Source organism: bacterium (assembly GCA_035529855.1).
In the GTDB taxonomy this organism is placed as follows: domain Bacteria; phylum RBG-13-66-14; class B26-G2; order WVWN01; family WVWN01; genus WVWN01.
Genome location: DATKVX010000046.1, coordinates 16,627 through 34,702, shown reverse-complemented (window position 1 = coordinate 34,702; position 18,076 = coordinate 16,627). Strand labels below are relative to the sequence as shown.

Annotated in this window: 20 protein-coding genes; 10 read left to right on the top strand and 10 right to left on the bottom strand. The window is 63.7% G+C overall.

Annotated features, from left to right (window positions below; translation table 11 throughout):
- Positions 1–265: 265 nt before the first annotated feature.
- From VMX79_05440 to VMX79_05420, 5 genes are read left to right on the top strand one after another with little or no spacing between them, the layout of a single operon-like run.
- Positions 266–1,363: a peptidoglycan bridge formation glycyltransferase FemA/FemB family protein gene (locus tag VMX79_05440; GenBank protein HUV86538.1), complete on the top strand. Its 1,098-nt coding sequence runs from the start codon at positions 266–268 to the stop codon at positions 1,361–1,363.
- Positions 1,364–1,382: 19 nt separating this feature from the next.
- A complete protein-coding gene (locus VMX79_05435; protein ID HUV86537.1) occupies positions 1,383–1,793 on the top strand; it encodes a methylglyoxal synthase in 411 nt (136 codons plus the stop codon).
- 44 nt (positions 1,794–1,837) lie between these two features.
- Positions 1,838–2,701 carry a tetratricopeptide repeat protein gene (locus VMX79_05430; protein HUV86536.1) on the top strand — a complete coding sequence of 288 codons (864 nt, stop codon included), beginning with the start codon at positions 1,838–1,840 and terminating at the stop codon, positions 2,699–2,701.
- Between the two features lie 57 nt (positions 2,702–2,758).
- Complete coding sequence (locus tag VMX79_05425; GenBank protein ID HUV86535.1) at positions 2,759–4,174, top strand: M23 family metallopeptidase; 1,416 nt, start codon at positions 2,759–2,761, stop codon at positions 4,172–4,174.
- Entirely contained in the window at positions 4,174–4,839 is a 666-nt protein-coding gene (locus tag VMX79_05420; GenBank protein ID HUV86534.1) for an isochorismatase family protein, read from the top strand. Before VMX79_05425 ends, VMX79_05420 begins: the two co-directional genes overlap by 1 nt.
- Before the next feature lie 37 nt (positions 4,840–4,876).
- Here the strand turns inward: VMX79_05420 and VMX79_05415 are convergent, their stop codons facing one another.
- Positions 4,877–5,680, bottom strand: coding sequence for a nitrilase-related carbon-nitrogen hydrolase (locus VMX79_05415; GenBank protein ID HUV86533.1), 804 nt, complete (start codon positions 5,678–5,680; stop codon positions 4,877–4,879).
- Between the two features lie 37 nt (positions 5,681–5,717).
- On the opposite strand from VMX79_05415, the gene VMX79_05410 reads away from it, so the two are divergent.
- The gene (locus VMX79_05410; protein HUV86532.1) at positions 5,718–6,158 is read left to right on the top strand and encodes a hypothetical protein; all 441 of its coding nucleotides are present in this window, start codon (positions 5,718–5,720) and stop codon (positions 6,156–6,158) included.
- 3 nt (positions 6,159–6,161) lie between these two features.
- On the opposite strand, the gene VMX79_05405 is transcribed toward VMX79_05410, so the two are convergent.
- From VMX79_05405 to VMX79_05395, 3 genes are read right to left on the bottom strand one after another with little or no spacing between them, the layout of a single operon-like run.
- Positions 6,162–6,971 carry an SAM-dependent chlorinase/fluorinase gene (locus VMX79_05405; protein HUV86531.1) on the bottom strand — a complete coding sequence of 270 codons (810 nt, stop codon included), beginning with the start codon at positions 6,969–6,971 and terminating at the stop codon, positions 6,162–6,164.
- Complete coding sequence (locus VMX79_05400; protein HUV86530.1) at positions 6,968–7,531, bottom strand: flavin reductase family protein; 564 nt, start codon at positions 7,529–7,531, stop codon at positions 6,968–6,970. Before VMX79_05400 ends, VMX79_05405 begins: the two co-directional genes overlap by 4 nt.
- 9 nt (positions 7,532–7,540) lie before the next feature.
- Entirely contained in the window at positions 7,541–7,870 is a 330-nt protein-coding gene (locus tag VMX79_05395) for an NGG1p interacting factor NIF3 (GenBank protein ID HUV86529.1), read from the bottom strand.
- 90 nt (positions 7,871–7,960) lie between these two features.
- On the opposite strand from VMX79_05395, the gene VMX79_05390 reads away from it, so the two are divergent.
- The 4 genes from VMX79_05390 to VMX79_05375 are packed head-to-tail and all read left to right on the top strand — an operon-like array spanning position 7,961 to position 12,753.
- Positions 7,961–9,049, top strand: a complete 1,089-nt coding sequence (locus VMX79_05390) for a hypothetical protein (GenBank protein HUV86528.1) — start codon at positions 7,961–7,963, stop codon at positions 9,047–9,049.
- Position 9,050: 1 nt separating this feature from the next.
- Positions 9,051–10,175 (top strand): hypothetical protein, encoded by a 1,125-nt coding sequence (locus tag VMX79_05385; protein HUV86527.1) that lies wholly within the window; start codon positions 9,051–9,053, stop codon positions 10,173–10,175.
- Positions 10,151–11,074 carry a hypothetical protein gene (locus tag VMX79_05380; protein ID HUV86526.1) on the top strand — a complete coding sequence of 308 codons (924 nt, stop codon included), beginning with the start codon at positions 10,151–10,153 and terminating at the stop codon, positions 11,072–11,074. Before VMX79_05385 ends, VMX79_05380 begins: the two co-directional genes overlap by 25 nt.
- Positions 11,075–11,106: 32 nt before the next feature.
- Entirely contained in the window at positions 11,107–12,753 is a 1,647-nt protein-coding gene (locus tag VMX79_05375) for a T9SS type A sorting domain-containing protein (GenBank protein ID HUV86525.1), read from the top strand.
- A gap of 62 nt (positions 12,754–12,815) precedes the next feature.
- On the opposite strand, the gene VMX79_05370 is transcribed toward VMX79_05375, so the two are convergent.
- The 6 genes from VMX79_05370 to VMX79_05345 form a co-directional block, all read right to left on the bottom strand.
- On the bottom strand, positions 12,816–13,196 hold the full coding sequence (locus VMX79_05370; protein ID HUV86524.1) for a hypothetical protein: 381 nt from the start codon (positions 13,194–13,196) through the stop codon (positions 12,816–12,818).
- Positions 13,196–14,131, bottom strand: coding sequence for a hypothetical protein (locus tag VMX79_05365; protein HUV86523.1), 936 nt, complete (start codon positions 14,129–14,131; stop codon positions 13,196–13,198). The genes VMX79_05370 and VMX79_05365 overlap by 1 nt, the downstream gene beginning before the upstream one ends.
- A 22-nt stretch (positions 14,132–14,153) precedes the next feature.
- A complete protein-coding gene (locus VMX79_05360; GenBank protein HUV86522.1) occupies positions 14,154–14,534 on the bottom strand; it encodes a DUF2089 domain-containing protein in 381 nt (126 codons plus the stop codon).
- Between the two features lie 1,074 nt (positions 14,535–15,608).
- Positions 15,609–16,361: a hypothetical protein gene (locus VMX79_05355; GenBank protein HUV86521.1), complete on the bottom strand. Its 753-nt coding sequence runs from the start codon at positions 16,359–16,361 to the stop codon at positions 15,609–15,611.
- Between the two features lie 106 nt (positions 16,362–16,467).
- Entirely contained in the window at positions 16,468–17,238 is a 771-nt protein-coding gene (locus VMX79_05350; GenBank protein ID HUV86520.1) for a hypothetical protein, read from the bottom strand.
- Positions 17,239–17,289: 51 nt separating this feature from the next.
- A complete protein-coding gene (locus VMX79_05345; GenBank protein HUV86519.1) occupies positions 17,290–18,060 on the bottom strand; it encodes a hypothetical protein in 771 nt (256 codons plus the stop codon).
- Positions 18,061–18,076 lie beyond the last annotated feature (16 nt).

Below are 18,076 nucleotides of genomic sequence, written 5' to 3'. Positions count from 1 at the left end.
GTTCTCGCCGCTTACGCGCGAGAGGGCGTAGGTAATCGTGCGCCAAGGCTCGAGGAGGCCGCCGTTGCGCGTCGCGTCGTCGTGGCCGTCGTCGCTGTCGACGTAGTACGTCGCCGCCTCGGCTGAGCCGAGCGCGGCGACCATTATTGCCAAAATTATTAATCTACCCACGGCGCTTCCCCCTTTTGAGCGCATCTATACCAAAGGAAGCTACCACGGAATTACGCCGGTGTCAAGGAAACAAAGGCCATCGATACGCAACCGTTTGCCGTTTAAAAACGGCCTGCGGTTTGCTATAATCGCCCGCGTGGCGCGGCGCCTGGAGGAAATAGACGACGCCTCGCGGTGGGATGAGTTCGTCCTCGCCCGGGCGGAGTATTCGATAACCCACAGCTTCGGCTGGGGCGAGCTGAAGGGCGCGTTCGGTTGGCGGCCGCGTCGCTATATTTTATCGGAGGACGGCCGGCCGCGGGCCGGGGCGCAAATATTGAGCCGGCCCGTCCCCGTCGTGGGCGGCGAGCTGTGGTACGCGCCGCGCGGATTCCTCGTCGACTACGGCGACGCCGACTTGCTGCGCGAGCTGACGGCGGCGCTGCTCGAGCCGGCCCAAAAACGGGGCGCCGTCGTCCTCAAGATAGAACCGATGGCCCGGCCCGACGCCGACCTGAGCGCGCTCGAGGCGTTGGGATACGTGCGGCGCAGCCGCGGCGTCCAACCGCGGCACACGCTCTACCTGGATTTATCCCGCGACGAGGACGACCTCCTGGCCGGTATGGACCGGCGAACGCGGTACAACGTTAAACTCGCCGGCCGCAAGGGCGTCGTCGTGCGGGCCGGCAATAAAACAGAGGACCTTCTCGTCTTCTACGGCCTCCTCGAGGCCACGATCGAACGCAAGCACTTCCTCGTCCACAACCCGGCCTATTACCGGAAGGTACTCGAGCTATTCGGTCCGACGAGCGCCGTATTGGTCGCCGAACATCAAGGCGAACCGCTGGCCGCGGCGTTCGTCCTCGGCTTCGGCAAGTACGCATACTACGCCCACGCCGCGTCGGCGGCGACGCGCCGCGAGCTCAAGGCCGCGAACAAGGTCGTGTGGGAGGCGGTCCGCTGGGCCAAAGGCGCCGGCTTCGAAATCTTCGACTTCTGGGGTATCCCCCGCGCCCCCTCGCCGGGTAACCCGCTGCACGGCGTCTACACCTTCAAGAAAGGCTTCGGCGGCGAAACGGTGGAGTTCGCGCCGCCGTACGATTTACCGTTTAAACCCGTAAAATACCGCCTGTTGAACGCGGCGCTCGCGTTACAGGGCGCGTGGCGCAACGTACGCGCCCGCGGCACGCTCCGGGACCCGATGGGCAACTAATTTTTATACGGAGGCCGAATTGAAAAAGAAAATCGCGCTCGTCGCGCACGACGGCCGCAAGCAGGACCTCTTGGAGTGGGTTAAGTTCAACGTCGGGACGCTTCGCGAGCACGAGCTCTACGCCACCGGGACCACCGGCAACGTCATCGCCGAAGAGACGGGCCTCGACGTCCACCGCTTCCGCTCCGGCCCGCTGGGCGGCGACATGCAGCTCGGCGCCGCCATCGCCGAGAACGAGCTCGACGTCCTCGTCTTCTTCTGGGACCCGATGACGCCCCACCCCCACGACGTAGACGTAAAGGCGCTCCTGCGCGTCTCGGTGCTCTACAACGTACCGACCGCCTGCAACCGCTCCACCGCCGACTTCTTGATATCGTCGCCGCTGCTGAAAGAGGATTACGTGCGAACGAGCAGGTACGTAGATTTATGATAGAACGTTGCGGAGGACGTAACCCAAACGCGCGGGGTAATTTCATGAAAAAGCATATCGTTATACTGTGCGCACTGCTGGTAGTCGCGGCCGTCGCCGGTTGCGGCAAAAAGGGGAAAGCGGGCGAAGCGGTCCCGCCGGCGCCTTCGGCGGAAAAGGCGGGCGAAAAGGCCGCACCCACGCCCGAGACGGCTCGCGTGACCGCCGGGCCGTTGAACTTGCGCGATAAACCCGGCCTGAAAGGCGCCGTCGTAGGCCGCTTGAGCCAGGGGGAGAAAGTCATCGTCCACGGCAAGAGCGACGCCGCCGAGACCATCGACGGCAAGGCCGCGTACTGGTACGACGTCGAAACGGTCGACAAGAAACGCGGTTGGGCCTTCGGCTCGTACCTGGACGTGGGCGCCGAGGAATCGCCGGCGCCGGCGGGCACGGCCGAAGCCGCCGCGGACGCGCCTCTCACGACCATCAACGTCACCGCCGTGGCCGACGTCCCCGGGTGGAAGGCGAGCAACTACTTCGAACGGGGGAAAGAGCTGGCCGCGGCCAAAGATTACGGCGAGGCGTTGTTCTACTATAAAGCGGCGACGGAGCGCTCGCCGCAAACCGGCCCGTACTGGTTCGACTTCGGCCTTGCGCTCCAGGAGCTGGGCCGCCACGCCGAGGCCGCGACGGCGTACGAGCGCGCCGTCGTCCTTGTGCCGGACGACTTCTGGGTCCACAATAATCTCGGCCTCGCCTGCATCCGCGCCCGGCGACCCCGCCGCGCCGTCGAGGTCCTAGAGAAAGCGCTAACGCTCCAGCCCAAAGGGCCTATGGACCCGGCCGCCGCCAAGGACATCGCCCGCGCGAACCTGGCCGCGGCGTACGAGCTGAACGGCCAACCGGATAAGGCCGCGGCCTTACGTTAACGTCCCCGGACGGAACACCGGCCTTCGCCTGAGTCCGCGTTGGTCCGGGAGCCGAATATGACGCCGCATAAAGTCCCCATACCCACGCCCCGCGACGAGATCGTAATACCGCGGCGCCGCTTCGGCGGCGGCCGGCTCGCGGTGGTAGTCGTCGTAGCTCTTGCGGCCGCGGCCGCGGCTTTCTTCGGCCTCGCGGCCTGGGGCGGCATCTTCGGCAAAGACGAGACGGCCCCCCGCGTCGCGCTCGACGCCCCCGCCGAGGGCGCGAAGTACCAGGGCGTCGTCGAAGTCACCGGCAGCGTCGCGGACGAGTCGAAATTGAGCGAGTTCTCGCTGGTCCTCGACGGCGCCGATTGCACCCCCGCGCTCGAGTTGGGCAACAGGCGAACCGTCAAGTTCCGCTTCAAACTCGACACCGGGTTGCTGGCGGACGGCCGGCACGAGCTGGCCGTCGCCGCCGCGGACGCGCGCGGCAACCGCGCCGGCACCCGGGTAACGTTTTACGTCGAAAACCACGCCACCGTCGTCGAGCTCGCGTTCGAACCGAACCGCGTCGACCAGGGCCGAGTCCTCATCGTGAAACTCAACGCGAATAAAAAACTCTACGATTTAGAAGGTAAGCTCTGGGACCAAAAATTCCCGTTCTACAAAACGGCCGACGGCTTTACGAGCATCGTCGGCGTTCGCGCGTCCTGCCCGCCCGGGGATTACCCGGTAGTCGTCGCCGGTTACGACGCCTACGACGAGGCGGTCGAGCTTAAGGGCACGGTAAAGGTAGCCGACGGCGGCTACATCAAGGAAAAGGTCGTAATCGCCGCGCCGGACAAGAAGAAGATCTTCGACCCCGCGCTCGAGGAGAAGAAGATGCTCGAGTACCGCAAGGTCCAGGGCATCATCACGCGCCGCCGCGACGAGCAGCTATGGGCCGGCACCTTCGCGCCGCCGGCGGAAGGCCGCACAACGTCGCCCTTCGGCACGTACCGCACCTTCAGTACCGGCGGCGAGGAGCGCCACCTCGGCGTCGACATCGCCAACAAGGAAGGGACCCTCATCCGGGCTTCCAACCGCGGCGAGGTCATGCTGGCCGAAGAGCTCATCGTGCGCGGTAATGCGGTCATACTGGACCACGGCCGCGGCGTCTTCTCCATCTACAACCACCTCTCGAGCGTCGCCGTCGAGCCGGGCCAACCGGTCGACAAGGGGCAGGTAATCGGCTACATGGGCTCGAGCGGCCTCGCCACCGGCTCCCACGTCCACTGGGAGATGAGGGTCTTCAAGTGGGTGGTGGACCCGATGCAGTGGATGGAGACGACGTTTACGTACCGCCCGTCCGAGGAAGAGGGCAAAGCGCTGCAGGAGGTGGAGCGCGGCTACGAGGCCGCGTTGGCGGCGGCGCCGCCGGAGGCCAAAGATACGGCCGGCGGCCACCTCGAGGCCGGCGAGCTTATACCCGACCCGGAGGGCGCGGATTAATGGTAGAAAAGTTGGCGTACGACCCCGTCGCCGAGGCGCCGCGACTCCTGAAGGAGCTCGCGCCGTACAACGTCCACCAGATGAAGCTGGACGTGCCGGCCGCGGCCCTCCTCGTCGTCGACATGCAGAACGCCTTCCTTCACCCGGACGGCCCGATATACCTGCCGGCCGGCGCGGCGATCGTGGACGCCGTAGCCACGGTGGCGCACGCCTTCCGCGCCGCGGGCCGCCCCGTCTTCTACACCCGCCACGCGGAAGACCCGGCGGGCGGTAATGCCGGCTTGATGGCCTTGTGGTGGGAGGACTCGTCCCCCAAGGAGGGGACGTGGGAGGCGGCGATATTCGAAGGCCTCGCGCCCCGGCCGGGCGACGTCGTTATTCCCAAAATCAGGTACAACGCGTTCGTCGCGACGGACCTCGAGCAAAGGCTGCGGGAGGCGGGCGTAAAGGACCTGGCGATAACGGGCGTCATGACCAACCTGTGCTGCGAGAGCACCGCGCGCGACGCGTTCATGCGCGACTTCCGCGTCTTCTTCGCCGCCGACGGCACCGCGGCGCCGAGCCTCGATTTTCACCGGAGCTCGCTCCTGAACCTGGCGTACGGTTTCGCGTACGTCCTCACGTGCGACGAGCTCGTCGCGATGGCCGGCCGGGGTAAAAAATAAGGCCCGCGACGCGGGCCGGGTGGGAGCCGGGCGGCGGCTATTTCGGCCTGAGCAGCTCGCTGTAAAGCTCGACGCGGCGGTCGGCCATAACGTCGTTTTGGGGGGTTACGAATTTATCGTCGGCTTCGGCCTGGTTGACGTCGATGGAGACCGCGGCCTCTTCGTCGTCGAGGCGCAGCAAAACCTCGCCGCGCGGGTTCACGATCTGACTCTGGCCTATGAACGTCATCGGCTCGTCCCAGCGGCTCTCTTCTCCCACGCGGTTCGCGGTAACGGCGAAGACGCGGTTCTCGAGGCAGCGCGTGACCATCGCCGCCGGGCAGTTCGGTAAAACCAGATTGGCGGGATGCAGGATTACCTGCGCGCCGCGCAGTGCCAGGATGCGGACGACCTCGGGGAATATCCAATCGAAGCAGACCATCATGCCCACCCGGGCGAAGCCGACGTCGTAAACCTCGAACGCGTCCTCGCGGCCGGCGTCGAAGACGTCCTTCTCGCGCCAGAAAAGGTGGACCTTCCGGTAGACGCCGCGTAGGCCGTCGGGGCCTATGAGAACCGCGCTATTATAGAGGGCGTCGCCGTCGGCCTCCGGGATACCGGCGCAGGCGAAAGCGCCGCGGCGCCGGCACCATTCCGCCAGCCGCTTCACCGTAGGGCCGCCGGTGGCCGGCTCGGCCAACTCCTTCAGCTCGTCGCGGTTCTTAAACTGGTAGCCGCTCGCGAAGAGCTCCGGGAATACGTACACCTCCGCCTCGACGCCGTCCGCCAGCGTGAACGCCTGGGTAATATTTCCGGAAACGTCGCCGAAAGAAGGCGAGAATTGTACGAACGCCAGCCTCATAAATGCCTATTCCAGCCGTTTGCGCGGAGGTAAGAAATTGTACGACTTCAAAACAGACCCCCACTTCGAATGCGTAGGCCACCTTACGACGCGCGAACCCGACGTCGTCGTCCGCGCCGAGGGGTGGCAACCCGAGGCCGACGGCCGCACCCTCCTATGGTTCGACCGCCACCAATACTTCAGCCGCACGTACAAGAGCCACCTCGTCGCCGAAGTCGCCGCCGACGGGGCCGAACGCGTAATCTATCACGACATGCTGGCCGACAACGTCGAGGTCGAGCCGGGCAAGTCGTACCACGTCTGGGTTATGGCCGCGGCCGCGACGCCCGGGCCGGACGGCAAGCTGAAAGTCGAGGCCGCGCGCGCGGGCCAGGGCCACGTCAAACTCTACCGCCGCCTTTACGCCGACGACGTCGACCTCCCCCCTAAACAAGAAAAGAAGAAATCGTTGTGGGCCAAATTATCGGGCCGGAAGTGAACGCTAGTCGGTCCACTTCGTCGCCGCCACCCGTACGTCGTCGCCGGCCTTTATGCCCAGCGCGACGGCGGCGTTGCCCTGGGCGATGGCGAGCTCGAGCCTCCCCATGGAGTTGATGAGCGCCAGCGGCGCGCCGGAGACGACCTCGGCGTAGTGCCGCTTCAGCGGCCCGAAATCCACGTTACAACACCGCACGTAGTAGGCCTCCCACGTCGGGAGGTCCTCTTCTTTTATGGACGTTATGCAGTTGCCGAAGTGGTCGACGTGCAGGACAACGCCGGCGAGCTCGTCGCCGTCCAGCGAGGCGCGAGGCCAAGGGAACTTGACCGGGTCCTCGAGCGGCGGCCCCAGCGAGCGGTAGTCGGAGCCGCGCGCGATATGCGCCGCCGCGGGCGCGAAGAGGTCGCGGCCGTGGAAGGTGCTCGAGAACGGCCTAAGGCGGAAGCGTTCCTCCTCGATCGCGACCGCGCCGGCCGGCACTTCGTCCTGCAAGAAGGGCGTGAAGACGCCGTTGTCGGGGCCGACGAAGTAGTGCCCCGCCGCGGCCAGCGCGAGCGCCCGCCGCCTCGAGCCCACGCCCGGGTCGACAACGACGAGGTGAATGGTCCCCCGGGGGAAATACGGCGCCGTGGCCTCGATTATCAGCGCCGTCGGCAAGATCTCGTGCCGCGGAACGTCGTGGCTGATGTCGACCAACCGGGCGCTCGGGCAAAGGTTCAGCAGTACGCCCCTCATACTGGCCACGTACCCGTCCGAGACGCCGAAGTCGCTGGTGAGCGTTATGATGGCTTCCCGGGCTCGAGCACTCGTCATTCGGGCTTACCTGCCTCGCTTGCCGGCCCGCCGAGGGGCGCGTAGAAATTGCCCGTGAGGTGATGTATCGTCGTCGGCTCGCCGGGCCCCGGGCCGAAGCGGTTCATCGCCGCCTCCTCGTCCGCGACGACGTGAACGACGCGCATTATGAACGCCGTGTGGTCGCCGGCTCCGACACTCTTTTCCCACACGCATTCCAACGTCGCCAGGCATTGTTCTATGCCCGGCGGCTTTACCCGCTCGGACGGCACGGGCGTCAACGCCGTCTCCGCGAACTTGTCCACGTCGCGGCCCGAGACGCGGCCGCAGAACGCGACCTCCTCCAAGAGCGACCACGGCGGGACGTTGACGGTTACCTCGCGGCCGTCCCTTATCAAGTTGTGACTGTAGCGCCGCGGCGACACCGATAACATCACCAGCGGCGGGTCGTGGCTCACCGGCGCTACCCAGGCCAGCGTAATGATGTTGGGCGGGCCGCCGTGCTGCGCCACGGCCAGGACCGCGGGGCCGCAGTTAAGAAACCTGTAAAAAAACGCCGGCTCGAATTCTACTTTGTGCATCTTCCCCCGTTAGAAATCCTCGAGGCGGTATACGTCGTACGCCACTTCTTCGTAGGGGTGGGCCGCCTTCATCGCCGCGACGACGGCCTCGATGACGTCGCCTTGAGCGACCATCTCCAGCCGCCACTCGGGCACTTCCTCAAGCCGGCCTGCGCGGCCCACCGTGGGTGACGCGCCCTCGCCGCCGCGGAAGGTCCCCCGGCCCTTGGTCGCGAACGAGCACCAGTCGTACGCGCCGATGACGCCGGCGCCGGCTCGAGCCGTCGCCGCGCGCACGGCGTCGAGCGCTTCCCACGGCACGAAGACGACGACCTTATACCGCTGCTTCCTGTCCCCCATCGCGCCGCATAATAACAGCGCGCTGGTAGGCTGTCAAGCGCAACGCCATTTATTGACGACTCGTAAGGCATGTGCTAATATCGTCTCGTCGTGATACGAGCGAGCACCGTCGCCGGGGTTATCGTCCTCGCCTCCCTGGCGGCCGCGGCCCACGCGCTGACGGTCGAGGGACGCCAACTCCGCCTGGAAGGCGGTGCCTTCGTACCGGGGGACGCCGAGTGGCTCGCGGCCCGGGCGAGGTATCTCCTCAAACAACGGGAGTACGGCCGCGCCAACGACGTCGCGACGCTACTGGCGGGCGCCGCCCCCGCCGGGATGGCGCTCGAGGCCCGCGCCCTGGCAGGCCATACTAAATACTTCGCCGTTGGGCACAAGGAGGCTTACCTGGCCTTCCGGGACCTTTACCGCGAAGAAAAGAAGCGGGTCGACGCTACCGGCGCGCCGCCCACGGAAGATGACCCGGCGCGGCTGGCGGTTATCTCGCGGGAGGCGACGGCCGCGTTGGGGACGGCGTACGGCCCGGGCGCCGTCCCGGGCGCCAGGACCATTTCCCGCTACGACTCCCCCACCGCCAACACCGGCGCCGCGGAACCGCAGGTCACGAAATACGACTTACGGTGGTCCGTCAACCTCGTCTTCCTCATCCGCGAATACGACAAGGCCGCCGGGGCCGACGCGAAGGCCGCGGTTAAAGCGGCTTTAGACGAAAAACGGACGTACCAGGCCTTCTTCCGCGACGTGAGCATGCCCAAGTCGACGAAGGCGCGGGCCTTCGACGACGTCCGCGGCAGCGTCCGGGACCGCGCGCGTAAGATGCTCCCCGGCGCCGTCGCCCGCGAAATCCAAACCACCTACAACCTGGAAGGTTTCAAATTCTGCCTTAAAAAACCGGTCGGTATCCCCGAGCTCACGATATACGCCGGCCGGATAATGGAGGCTTCCGAAAAAGAGGAGATAACGGTCGAACAGTACGAAGACGAAGGTTACGTCGCCTACCGCGCTACCGCCACCGCGCGCGCCAAAGTCACCACCTCCCTCGCCGACGCGCTGCGGTACCTGGGCGTCGACCCGTATACTTGGCGGCCTTTCCTCGGTAAACTGGAACAAGAAGAAAAGGAACCCGGCGTCGAGGAAAAGCCGCCTCCCGATATGGACGCCGGCGGCATACCCGAGGATTAACGTGTACGCTACCTGGAAGAAGTTAGGTTGGGTTACGTTCGTCGCGCTCGTCGCGGCGGCTTCGGCTCGAGCCGCGTTCCCGGACGCGGCGACGGCGGAGAAGATATTGCTCGAGCAAATCGGCGAAGGGTACGGCGAACCGGAAGGGGTAACGACCGGCGCGTTCGTCGAGGGCGAAACGCCGGACCAGGGGCTCGCCGCGGCCCGGGTGGCGTACGGCTACTATACGGAGGTGTACCTGGCGCTTTTCGTCCGGGACGGCGACGCCTGGCGCGTAGCCGACTTCGACGGGCCCGTTAACTACGTGCCCGACTTCGGCGGCGACGAGGGGACCGTCGCCAAGGTCCAACCGGGGCCGCGGACGTACTACGCCTTCACCTGCACCGAGGCGTCGTACGGCTCGGGCATGGGAACCGAATACGACTACTTCATATTGTACCGGGTGGACGGCGAAAAGCTCCTCAAGGCTTTCGAGGGCGAAACAGGCTCGCGCGAGGATTATTACTCGCGCTGGTACGGCGGCGACGACTCCTCGGCCTGGGAGTACGGCGCCTACGTCGAGCGGACGACCGAATTTACCTTCGACGACGTAGACGGCGACGGCGCGCTCGAGCTTTGGACTTTCACGCGCGAACGCCCGGCCGAAGAAGGCCCGTTCACGTACGTCGAGGCCGCATTATACGCCGCGGACGGCTCCGGCAACTTCGCCGCCTCGGACGTCGATAAATTCCGCGAATTCCTGGAACGGGACGATTCCCCCGCCTCTAAGCTCGTACTCGCCGGCGCGGCGCTGCTCGAGGAGGGTAACGTCGCGGCGGCCTTGGAATACCTTACACAGGCCGCGGCGCTCGACCCCTCGCTCGAAGCGGCGGCAGAACGACGCCGGGAGTTCCTAAGGCGACTAAAAAACGACCCCGCAGAGGCGATACGGCTTTTCTACCGCGGCGGCAGCGACGAGCGCCGGGAGTTAATCGACCGGTACCCCGAGTCCGCGGCCGCGGCGGAAGCGGCAATCGAAATCGGCACGTTCGACGAGCTGACGGCCTTTTTAAAAAATAACCGCCCCACCATCCCCGTTGGCCGCAGGCGTACGCGTACGCGGTGCGCGAAGCGCTGTACGACGTGAACTACGAGGAGAGCGTCGGCCTGAGCAAGCAAGAGCTGAACCGGTTTAAGAAGGACCTAAAAAGCTACCTAAAACGCGCTCCCGACGCCGAAGAACGCGCGCAGACGCTGACCCATTTAGCGGATTGCTTTTACCACGTCGGCGAATTCAAGACCGCGGCGCGATTGTACGAAAACTCGCTGGCCGAATTTCCCCACGGCGTATTCGAAGGCTACGATTATTTGAGGTTGGGCGATTGCGCCGCCGCGGCCGGCGACCACGGCGCGGCGGTAGGGTACTACGTGGAATGCGCGGACCTCGCCGATTGGTGGAGCGACGACGCCGCCGACGCGGTGATAGGCTACGCCGCGGTCCGGGAAGGGAGCAAACGCCGCCACTTCCTCGACTACCTCGACGAGCGCGGCGGCTACGATTACCTGACGTTGGAAACCGGCGACCTCGACGGCGAGGGGTCCGCCGACGCCGCGGTTCTCGTGCAAAAGGACGGAGAACCGGACGAGCTATATTACTTCCTCCGGACGGGCGACGAATTCGTGGGTGAATTCCTGACGCAAGGACGGCCTTCGCTGTGGCTGCTCGAGGTTTGGGACGTCTTCGACGCCGGCCCGGCGCTGCTGTCCTGCCGCGAAACGTTGGACGCCGAGGGCGGCCGCGTCGCGCACGAGCTCCTCTACCGCTACGACGGCTCGGTCATGCGCGAGGTAGGCCGCGTCAAAACCGAAGAGACGCGGGACGCCGAACCCGCGTACGAGTACGAAGCGACGCTTTCGCTCGAGGCCACGCCCCGGCTTATCATGACGGCCGGCGGGACGATTAAGACCGCGGAAAGCGAAACGATATTCGTCGATGAGTACGTTTGGGACGACCAGAACTTCGCGTTCGTCCCCGAAAAACCGTAAACGCAAAAATAAGCCGCCGGGAGGAACCCGTTATGTTTAAAAACAACCTGGCAATAACGCTAACCGCGGTCGCGGTCGGGACGGCCGCGTTCGCCACCGAATTTTGGACCGCGGAGGAGTTGGCCCGGCCGCCCGGGCCGCCGCTCCAGCCGCGCCTGGGCTACGACGCCCGCGCCGAAGAATACGACGCCGAAGCGGTTTTCGGAAAGGCGTGCGCCTTCATCGAGTACTGGCAGGTCAAAGACCCCAACGACCCGAACTACGGCGGCATCCGCGAGGGCGAGAACATGCCCGAAATCATCCAGACCGATAACACCCAAGAGTCGGTTTGGGTGTGGTCGCGGTGGCGTCAGCTCACCGGCAGCCGCAAGTACGACGACGCCGTCGCGCGCTCCTGGATTTATATAAACAAAAACCCGGCGTGGGAAGAGGAAGGTTGGGAAAACCCGGCCTCTAAATATTACCGGATCTACAATTGCGGTTGGGGCATGCGCGCCGAGATGATGTACCGACGGGCGACCGGCGACGAATCCCGTAAAAACTACGGCCTTACGTGCGCGCGCTTCGTCGCCGAGAACCCCATCGAAATCGAGAATATTTCGTACCTGACCAACTACTTATGCACGGCGTGGGCCGTCGGCAACCTCTACGAATACGCGGAGGACGTGGGCGACGCCGACCTGAAGGTCGTAGCGCTGTCGCTGGCGTCGAAGGTTAAATCGCTGGCGGAGGAAGCGCCGGGTTGGTGCATCGGGTATAATAGCTGGGCCATGTCGGGCGGCGCCGCGATATGGGGCCTCCACAACTCTTACTTCCAAGAGCACCCGGGCGACGAGCGGTCCTGGATGGTAAAACACGGGCCGTACCTCAAAACGCTGGTGGAACCCAGCGCCGGCTCGTGGGACAACGCGTGGAACGCGTGGTATATGTTCGGCCACCACAGCTGCTACCACGCGACGGGCGACGACTCGTACTGGTCTAAATTCGATAAAATCGCGTCTAACCTCGTCGCCCAGGATACGGACGACGACGGCGGCATCCCCCCCTCGCAAGCCGGCAGCGAAACAGGCGACCATACCTGGGTCACGTCGTACCTGTGCATGATGGGGATGGACCGCATTATCCGCGATTTGAGCGTGACGAACTTCGCCGCGGCCGCGGAGCCCGGTAGGCTCGTCCTGAGCTGGGACCCCGCGTTCGAAACCCACGCCGCCGCCTACAACCTGTACCGTGAGACGAAAGGCCTGCCCGGACGAGCGAAAATAACCGATACCCCGCTCACGGGCGACCCGCCGTACGCCTTTGCGGATACGGACGTCGTCCCGGCGACGACGTACCGCTACTGGCTGGAGGCGTTAAGTCCGAGCGGCCACTACCGGATTACCGGACCGGTGGAGCGCACCGCCGGCGCGGTCAAGGCCACGTTCGCGCTGGGCCAGAACTACCCCAACCCGGCGACGTACGGCCGGACCGCGGTCGCGTTCGCGCTGGCGCGCGCCGGCACGGCGTCCTTCCGCGTCTACGACCTCGCCGGCCGCGAAGTATACCGGACGCGGGGCGACTATAGCGCCGGCAAACACGTGCTCGAGCTCGCGTTCGACTTCGCCCCCGGCGTCTACGTTTACAAACTCGAGGCCGGCGACGACGAGGCCGCCAAGCGGATGGTAATAGTGCGATAAAATCGCAGCCGTAAAAAACCCGGCCTCGCGGCCGGGGTTTCTTTCGCGGCACCCCTCCTTAGTTATTTTATCGAGATCTCGACGCGTTCGTCCTTATCTTCGTCGTGGACCGTTATTATCTCGCCGACGCCCTCGTCGAGGAGCGTACCGAGTTCGTCGAGGTCTACCTCCTTATCGCCCATACGCGCCTTGGCGTCCGCGGGGACGAACTTCAACGCCCACTTCGCGAGGCTGAGCGGGATGTTGACGTCCACGTTGGGGCGTTCACTGTCGCCGCGAAAGACGCGGACGTGGAGCGTCCTGCCGCGGCCTTTGGTCGCCGCGGCCGCCTCGGCTTCCGCGCCGCTTTCTCCCACGGCCTCCAGGAGCCGCGCCGCCTCGTCGGCTTTTATCTTACCTTCCTCGAGCATCCTCAATATTTTCAAACGCTCCGCGGTTACCATTATTTATCCTCCTTGACCTTTATCTCGACCTTGCTATGGGCGGCGTTGATTCTCACGTTGGCCCGGGCCTCGCCGTCGGCGTAGACCATCGTCGTCCCCTTCTTATCGAAGGGCAGGTCCGTATCCAGCTTGCCGGCCACCGACTCGATTTTGATTAAACAGTCGGTCGGCTTGCGGCCGAACCGGGCCGACACCTTGCCGTTGCCGAAGTTCATGGCGTAGTCGGCGTTCTCCGGCAAACGTTCCAGCTTCAGGTCCACCGCGCCGTTGCCGACGTTGAAACGGAACTTCTCAAGGGCGTCGGCGGCGTCGACGGACACCTTTAAGTTGCCGCCGTTGACGTCGAGCTCGCGGGCCCCGCGACTGAGGACCTTGCCGTTGCCCAGATTGACGTCGACGTACGCGGCGTCGGTCTCGACTTTGCCGTTCCCGCCGTTGGCCCCCACGCGCGCGATGCCCTCGGTGGTAAGTTTGCCGGTACCGTACGAGGCGACGAACGCGACGTCCGCCGGAACGGTGACGTCGAAGTCGACCCACACCTTGGCGCCGCGGAAGAGCTCGAGGATGCTCTTCGTCATGTCGACCTTGACATAAGCTTTCCCATCCTTCTCGTCGAACGACAGCTCGACCTTTTCGAAGAGCTTCTTGGCTTCCTCCGCCTTCTTCGCCCGCGCTTTGACGGTCGCGACCACCAACGTCTGCTCGCCCGCCCGGGCGACGACGTCGCCGATGAAACTGCTGAGCTTCAGCTCGCTGATGGGGCCTTCGGGCGACCACTCCGTAATATCAGTTACCACCTTGCCCTCGGCCTTGGCCTCCGGCGGTTCGACGTCGACGCCGGCGTCCAGCGCCTCGAGCATCTCCTCGGCCCGGGCGGCGCTAATCTCGCCCTTCTCGAGTTTTTTTAGGATCTCCATCCTCTCGTCTTCGGCCATCGTTCCTCCTGGGATTCTACGATTAGAGCTTCTTGAGCGCGTCGGCGGCCTCGGCTGCGGTCATCTCGCCCTTTTCGACCGCCGCCAACACGTCGGCGCGCCGGGCACGCGTCTCCTCCGCCGCGGCGGCGTCCTCCGCGACCCGGAAGCCCAGCGCGCGGATAACGTCGTCGAGGCGGGCGCGCACCGTGGGGTACGAGACGCCCAGCTCGCGCTCGAGCGTCTTGATGTTGCCGCGGTTGCGTACGAACGCCAGGACGAACTCGGCCTGCGCGCCGTCGAGCGCGGCCAGCTTGTTGGGTGCGAAGCGGCCCTCGACCGCGGCGTCGCAATCGCGGCACGCGAACGCCGTAACGTCTATGGCGCCCCCGCAAAACGGACAATTCTCGGGTAACGTCGGCAAACCGGTCACCTCCTTATTCTGGTATAACGTTAACATAATAACTTCCATAAGTCAATATCAAAATGAATGTATTTCATATAAATCTTCATATTATTAATACTATATTCATAAATACAGGTATATATTGAAAATAGTTGCGAAAAAACCGGCCCGAAGGCCGGCTGCTTATTTAACCGGATAATTTACCTGAAAAGGGCCTTAACCTTCCCCACCGAAGCGGGCGCGACAGCGACGCGGTTGGCGAGGTCTATCTGGTAACACCATAAGCCGCCGCTCCCCCAACTAATGCACCAATACGTTGTGCCGTAGTACGACGGGTAACCCGGGCCACAAACGCCGGCGAAAGTCATACTGAAAGGCCCTAACCAGAAAGAGCCTACCAATGACCCGGCGTCAGTATAAACGTGGTGGTACAACCCGCTGCCGCCGCCGTATGATATAAGGTACGCGCCGTTTAGGCCTTTGAAGTAATCCGTCGCCGCCAAAAGGTCGCATACGTCACGTGGATTAAACGAACTAACGAGGCTCCCGGACGTCGTTAAGCGGAAAATATTGCTTGGATAGGATTGACCTACGTAAATATATGCTCCACCAGGAATATGCGCGTAAGCCCTAGCGTACGGAGACGTCGGGAAACTCCCCACGATAGAACCGGTTTTAATATTAAAATCTAAACCGAAAGGGGGAAAAGATTTACCCACGCCGATTATCCCAAAATACCCGTCGCCTAATACGCTGTGGTCCGCGTCGTTGAGCCAATCAAGGCGGCAATTGGCCCATCCCGGCGTACAACTCAACGGGATAGAGCCCAAGGCCGAACCATCCGGAGCGTACGTAGATAGTTCGAACTCGTGTTCGCCGGAAGGGCCGTATTGTAAAACGCCATAAACGAAGTTCGCATCCCGGTAGACGGCGACTGCATACGGTTCGTTATCCCCGCTCATACGAAACGAACTTATCACCGAGCCCACGCCGGCGTTAGCGGCCGCTGCGGTTAGAACTATAAGTACTACGACTAAGCCAAACCTCGGCCTTCTCATTTTGGAACCCCTGTTAACGTTACGCTATGCGAAGCTAACGATACAACGCCTTTATCCTCCCCACCGACGCCGGCGCTACGGCCGTGGCGTTGCCGAGGTATAACTGGCATACGTAGACGTCCGCCAATTTAACCGTCGCCAAGCACCACAGCGTATTTCCGTACGCCGGCGGGTAACCGGGGCCGCAAGCGCTGGTAGAGATACCGGAAAACTCCCAAGGAAACAGGACCCGGGCGACTTCGACTCCTTGACCGGTAAACGCGTACCAATAATTGCCTCTAGTAACGATTATGTATTCGCCCGGCTTTCCTGCGAACTCCTGCGGAGCGGCAAGGCCCGATATACCTATGGGTGCCCCGAAAGAACTGAGCAAACTCCCCCGCATATTATACCGGTACACGTAGTTGCTAATCCCAACGTACCGGATGCGGCGGGCGGGGTTGTACGCGTAACCCTGCATGCTACTCAACGGCGCCCATGACGCCACGGCCGAGCCGGTCCTAATGTCGAAGTCCGTAACAGTCTGGGGGCCGCTACCTTCTTGGTAGATGTCGGCTATGTAACCGAAACCCAAGACGCTGCGGTCGGCGTCGCCGTGGCTCGCGGGAAAACCGTAGATCCATAACGACCTACCGCCGCCGCCACCCGGGTAACGGTAGGTCAACCTGTAGCCAGGCGTTGGGCGGTCTTTCGTAATGTAATAAACGTACGTCGCGTCCCGGCCTACGCTGTATGCGTCGACGAACCTATTGTCGGCTACCTTGAAAGAACTTATCACCGATCCCAACGAGCAAAACGCGGGTACGGCCCCGACTAAAATTAACGCCGCGCCGTAAAAAAATAAACGTACCGCAATCATCTCTCTACCCCCTTATATTCATATTAATGTGAACTCAGCGATACAAAGCCTTAACCTTCCCCACCGACGCCGGCGCGACGGCCGTCGCGTTGCCGAGGTCGACCTGGTAAGCGTACCGGCTCGAGCCCACGCCGATATTACACCAGTACGTCGTACCGCGGGTGGACGGGTAGCCCGGGCCGCAGACGCAGCCGTACGTCGTCCCCGGAACGTTGAAAGTGGTCACCACGGAGCCCGCGCCGGTATAGACCATAGTATTGCCGGACGTCCGCGCCCCTACTATTACGTAGTCGCCGGCCCGGCCGTCGAACCGATTCGTCGCCGCGAGCGGCCCCGCGGAATAGCTCACCACGAACGAGCCCACCAAACTCCCCGCGGTCGTTAAACGGAGTACGAACGGGTTTATATGTACGTAGACGTACGCGCTTCCCGGGAAGTAACCGCCGCCCAGCGTACCGGGGCCCGCGGCGATGGACCTCACGAACGAACCGCTCGAAACCGCGTATTCGTATATGACGCTCGAGCGCTCAATAACGGCGAAGTAGCCGGTCCCCGCCGGACTATGGTCCGCGTCGCCGGCGTCCGTCAACCCGCTCAGAGACACCGTGCGGACCAAGGACCCGCCGACCGTATAGGTCCGAAACGTATTAACGCCGGCCACGCAGTAAACGTAGCCGGCGTCGCGATAGACGTTGCGGGCGCCCGACCAGGCGAACGAGCTTATGACGTCGCCAACGGCGGCGGCGGCCGGGGAAGCGCTCAAGGCCGCGCCGGCCGCAATAACCGCAAAAATTCCCTTTTTCATCTCCCGCATCCCTTACGGTTCAGCGGTTTGAACGGGGTCATCTATTAAAGGCTAACGGTAGAGGGTTTTAATTTTCCCTATAGACACCGGCTCGAGCGCCACGTTCGTATTGCCGAGGTCGATCTGGTAGGCGTAGAAATCGGTCCCCATACGCAAGTTACACCAATAGGTCGTACCGCGGGTGGAGGGCGCGCCCGGGCCGCAGACGCAGCCGTACGTCACCGCCGGTAAAACGAAACTCCGCACCAGAGAACCGGTACCGGTATAGACCGTGGCGTAGAAAGAGAGCCTTGAGCCCACGACGACGTAGTCGCCGGCCCGGTCCCGGAAGCGGTCCGTAGCCGCGATGGGCCCGTCGGAATAACTAACCGTAAAGCTGCTTACCAGACTCCCCGCCGTCGTATAACGGCGGACGTCCGCGCCGCTGTGTACGTAGTAATAGGCGACGCCGGGGCAATACGCGAACCCGGTAGTACTGGGCGGCGCAGCGTACGACCTTATCAACGAGCCGTTGGAAAGGTGGTATTCGAATATGCGGTTGCTCCCGCCCAGTACGGTCATGCGACCCGCGCCGGCGACGCAGTGGTCCGCGTCGCCCGCGGCGGTCAGGCCGCCGAGCGGCACGGTCCCCACGAGAGAGCCGCCGACGGCGTACCGCCGCAGCGTATTGGTTCCGACGACGCAATAGACGTAATCGCCGTCGCGATAAGCGTCGCGGGCGTTCGGCCAGGGGAAAGAGCTGATAACGTCGCCGACCGCACCGAACGCCGACGCCGCGGCGCAAGCCGCCGCCGCGACCACTATACCCGCCTTCCTCGTCATCACCTCAACCCCTTAA

What these genes read in the sequence shown, in the direction of transcription:
- VMX79_05430 (HUV86536.1), top strand. Translation starts at nt 1,838, where the DNA reads ATGAAAAAGCATATCGTTATACTGTGCGCACTGCTGGTAGTCGCGGCC.
- VMX79_05425 (HUV86535.1), top strand. Translation starts at nt 2,759, where the DNA reads ATGACGCCGCATAAAGTCCCCATACCCACGCCCCGCGACGAGATCGTA.
- VMX79_05420 (HUV86534.1), top strand. Translation starts at nt 4,174, where the DNA reads ATGGTAGAAAAGTTGGCGTACGACCCCGTCGCCGAGGCGCCGCGACTC.
- VMX79_05415 (HUV86533.1), bottom strand. Translation starts at nt 5,680, where the DNA reads ATGAGGCTGGCGTTCGTACAATTCTCGCCTTCTTTCGGCGACGTTTCC.
- VMX79_05405 (HUV86531.1), bottom strand. Translation starts at nt 6,971, where the DNA reads ATGACGAGTGCTCGAGCCCGGGAAGCCATCATAACGCTCACCAGCGAC.
- VMX79_05400 (HUV86530.1), bottom strand. Translation starts at nt 7,531, where the DNA reads ATGCACAAAGTAGAATTCGAGCCGGCGTTTTTTTACAGGTTTCTTAAC.
- VMX79_05395 (HUV86529.1), bottom strand. Translation starts at nt 7,870, where the DNA reads ATGGGGGACAGGAAGCAGCGGTATAAGGTCGTCGTCTTCGTGCCGTGG.
- VMX79_05375 (HUV86525.1), top strand. Translation starts at nt 11,107, where the DNA reads ATGTTTAAAAACAACCTGGCAATAACGCTAACCGCGGTCGCGGTCGGG.
- VMX79_05370 (HUV86524.1), bottom strand. Translation starts at nt 13,196, where the DNA reads ATGGTAACCGCGGAGCGTTTGAAAATATTGAGGATGCTCGAGGAAGGT.
- VMX79_05365 (HUV86523.1), bottom strand. Translation starts at nt 14,131, where the DNA reads ATGGCCGAAGACGAGAGGATGGAGATCCTAAAAAAACTCGAGAAGGGC.
- VMX79_05350 (HUV86520.1), bottom strand. Translation starts at nt 17,238, where the DNA reads ATGAAAAAGGGAATTTTTGCGGTTATTGCGGCCGGCGCGGCCTTGAGC.
- VMX79_05345 (HUV86519.1), bottom strand. Translation starts at nt 18,060, where the DNA reads ATGACGAGGAAGGCGGGTATAGTGGTCGCGGCGGCGGCTTGCGCCGCG.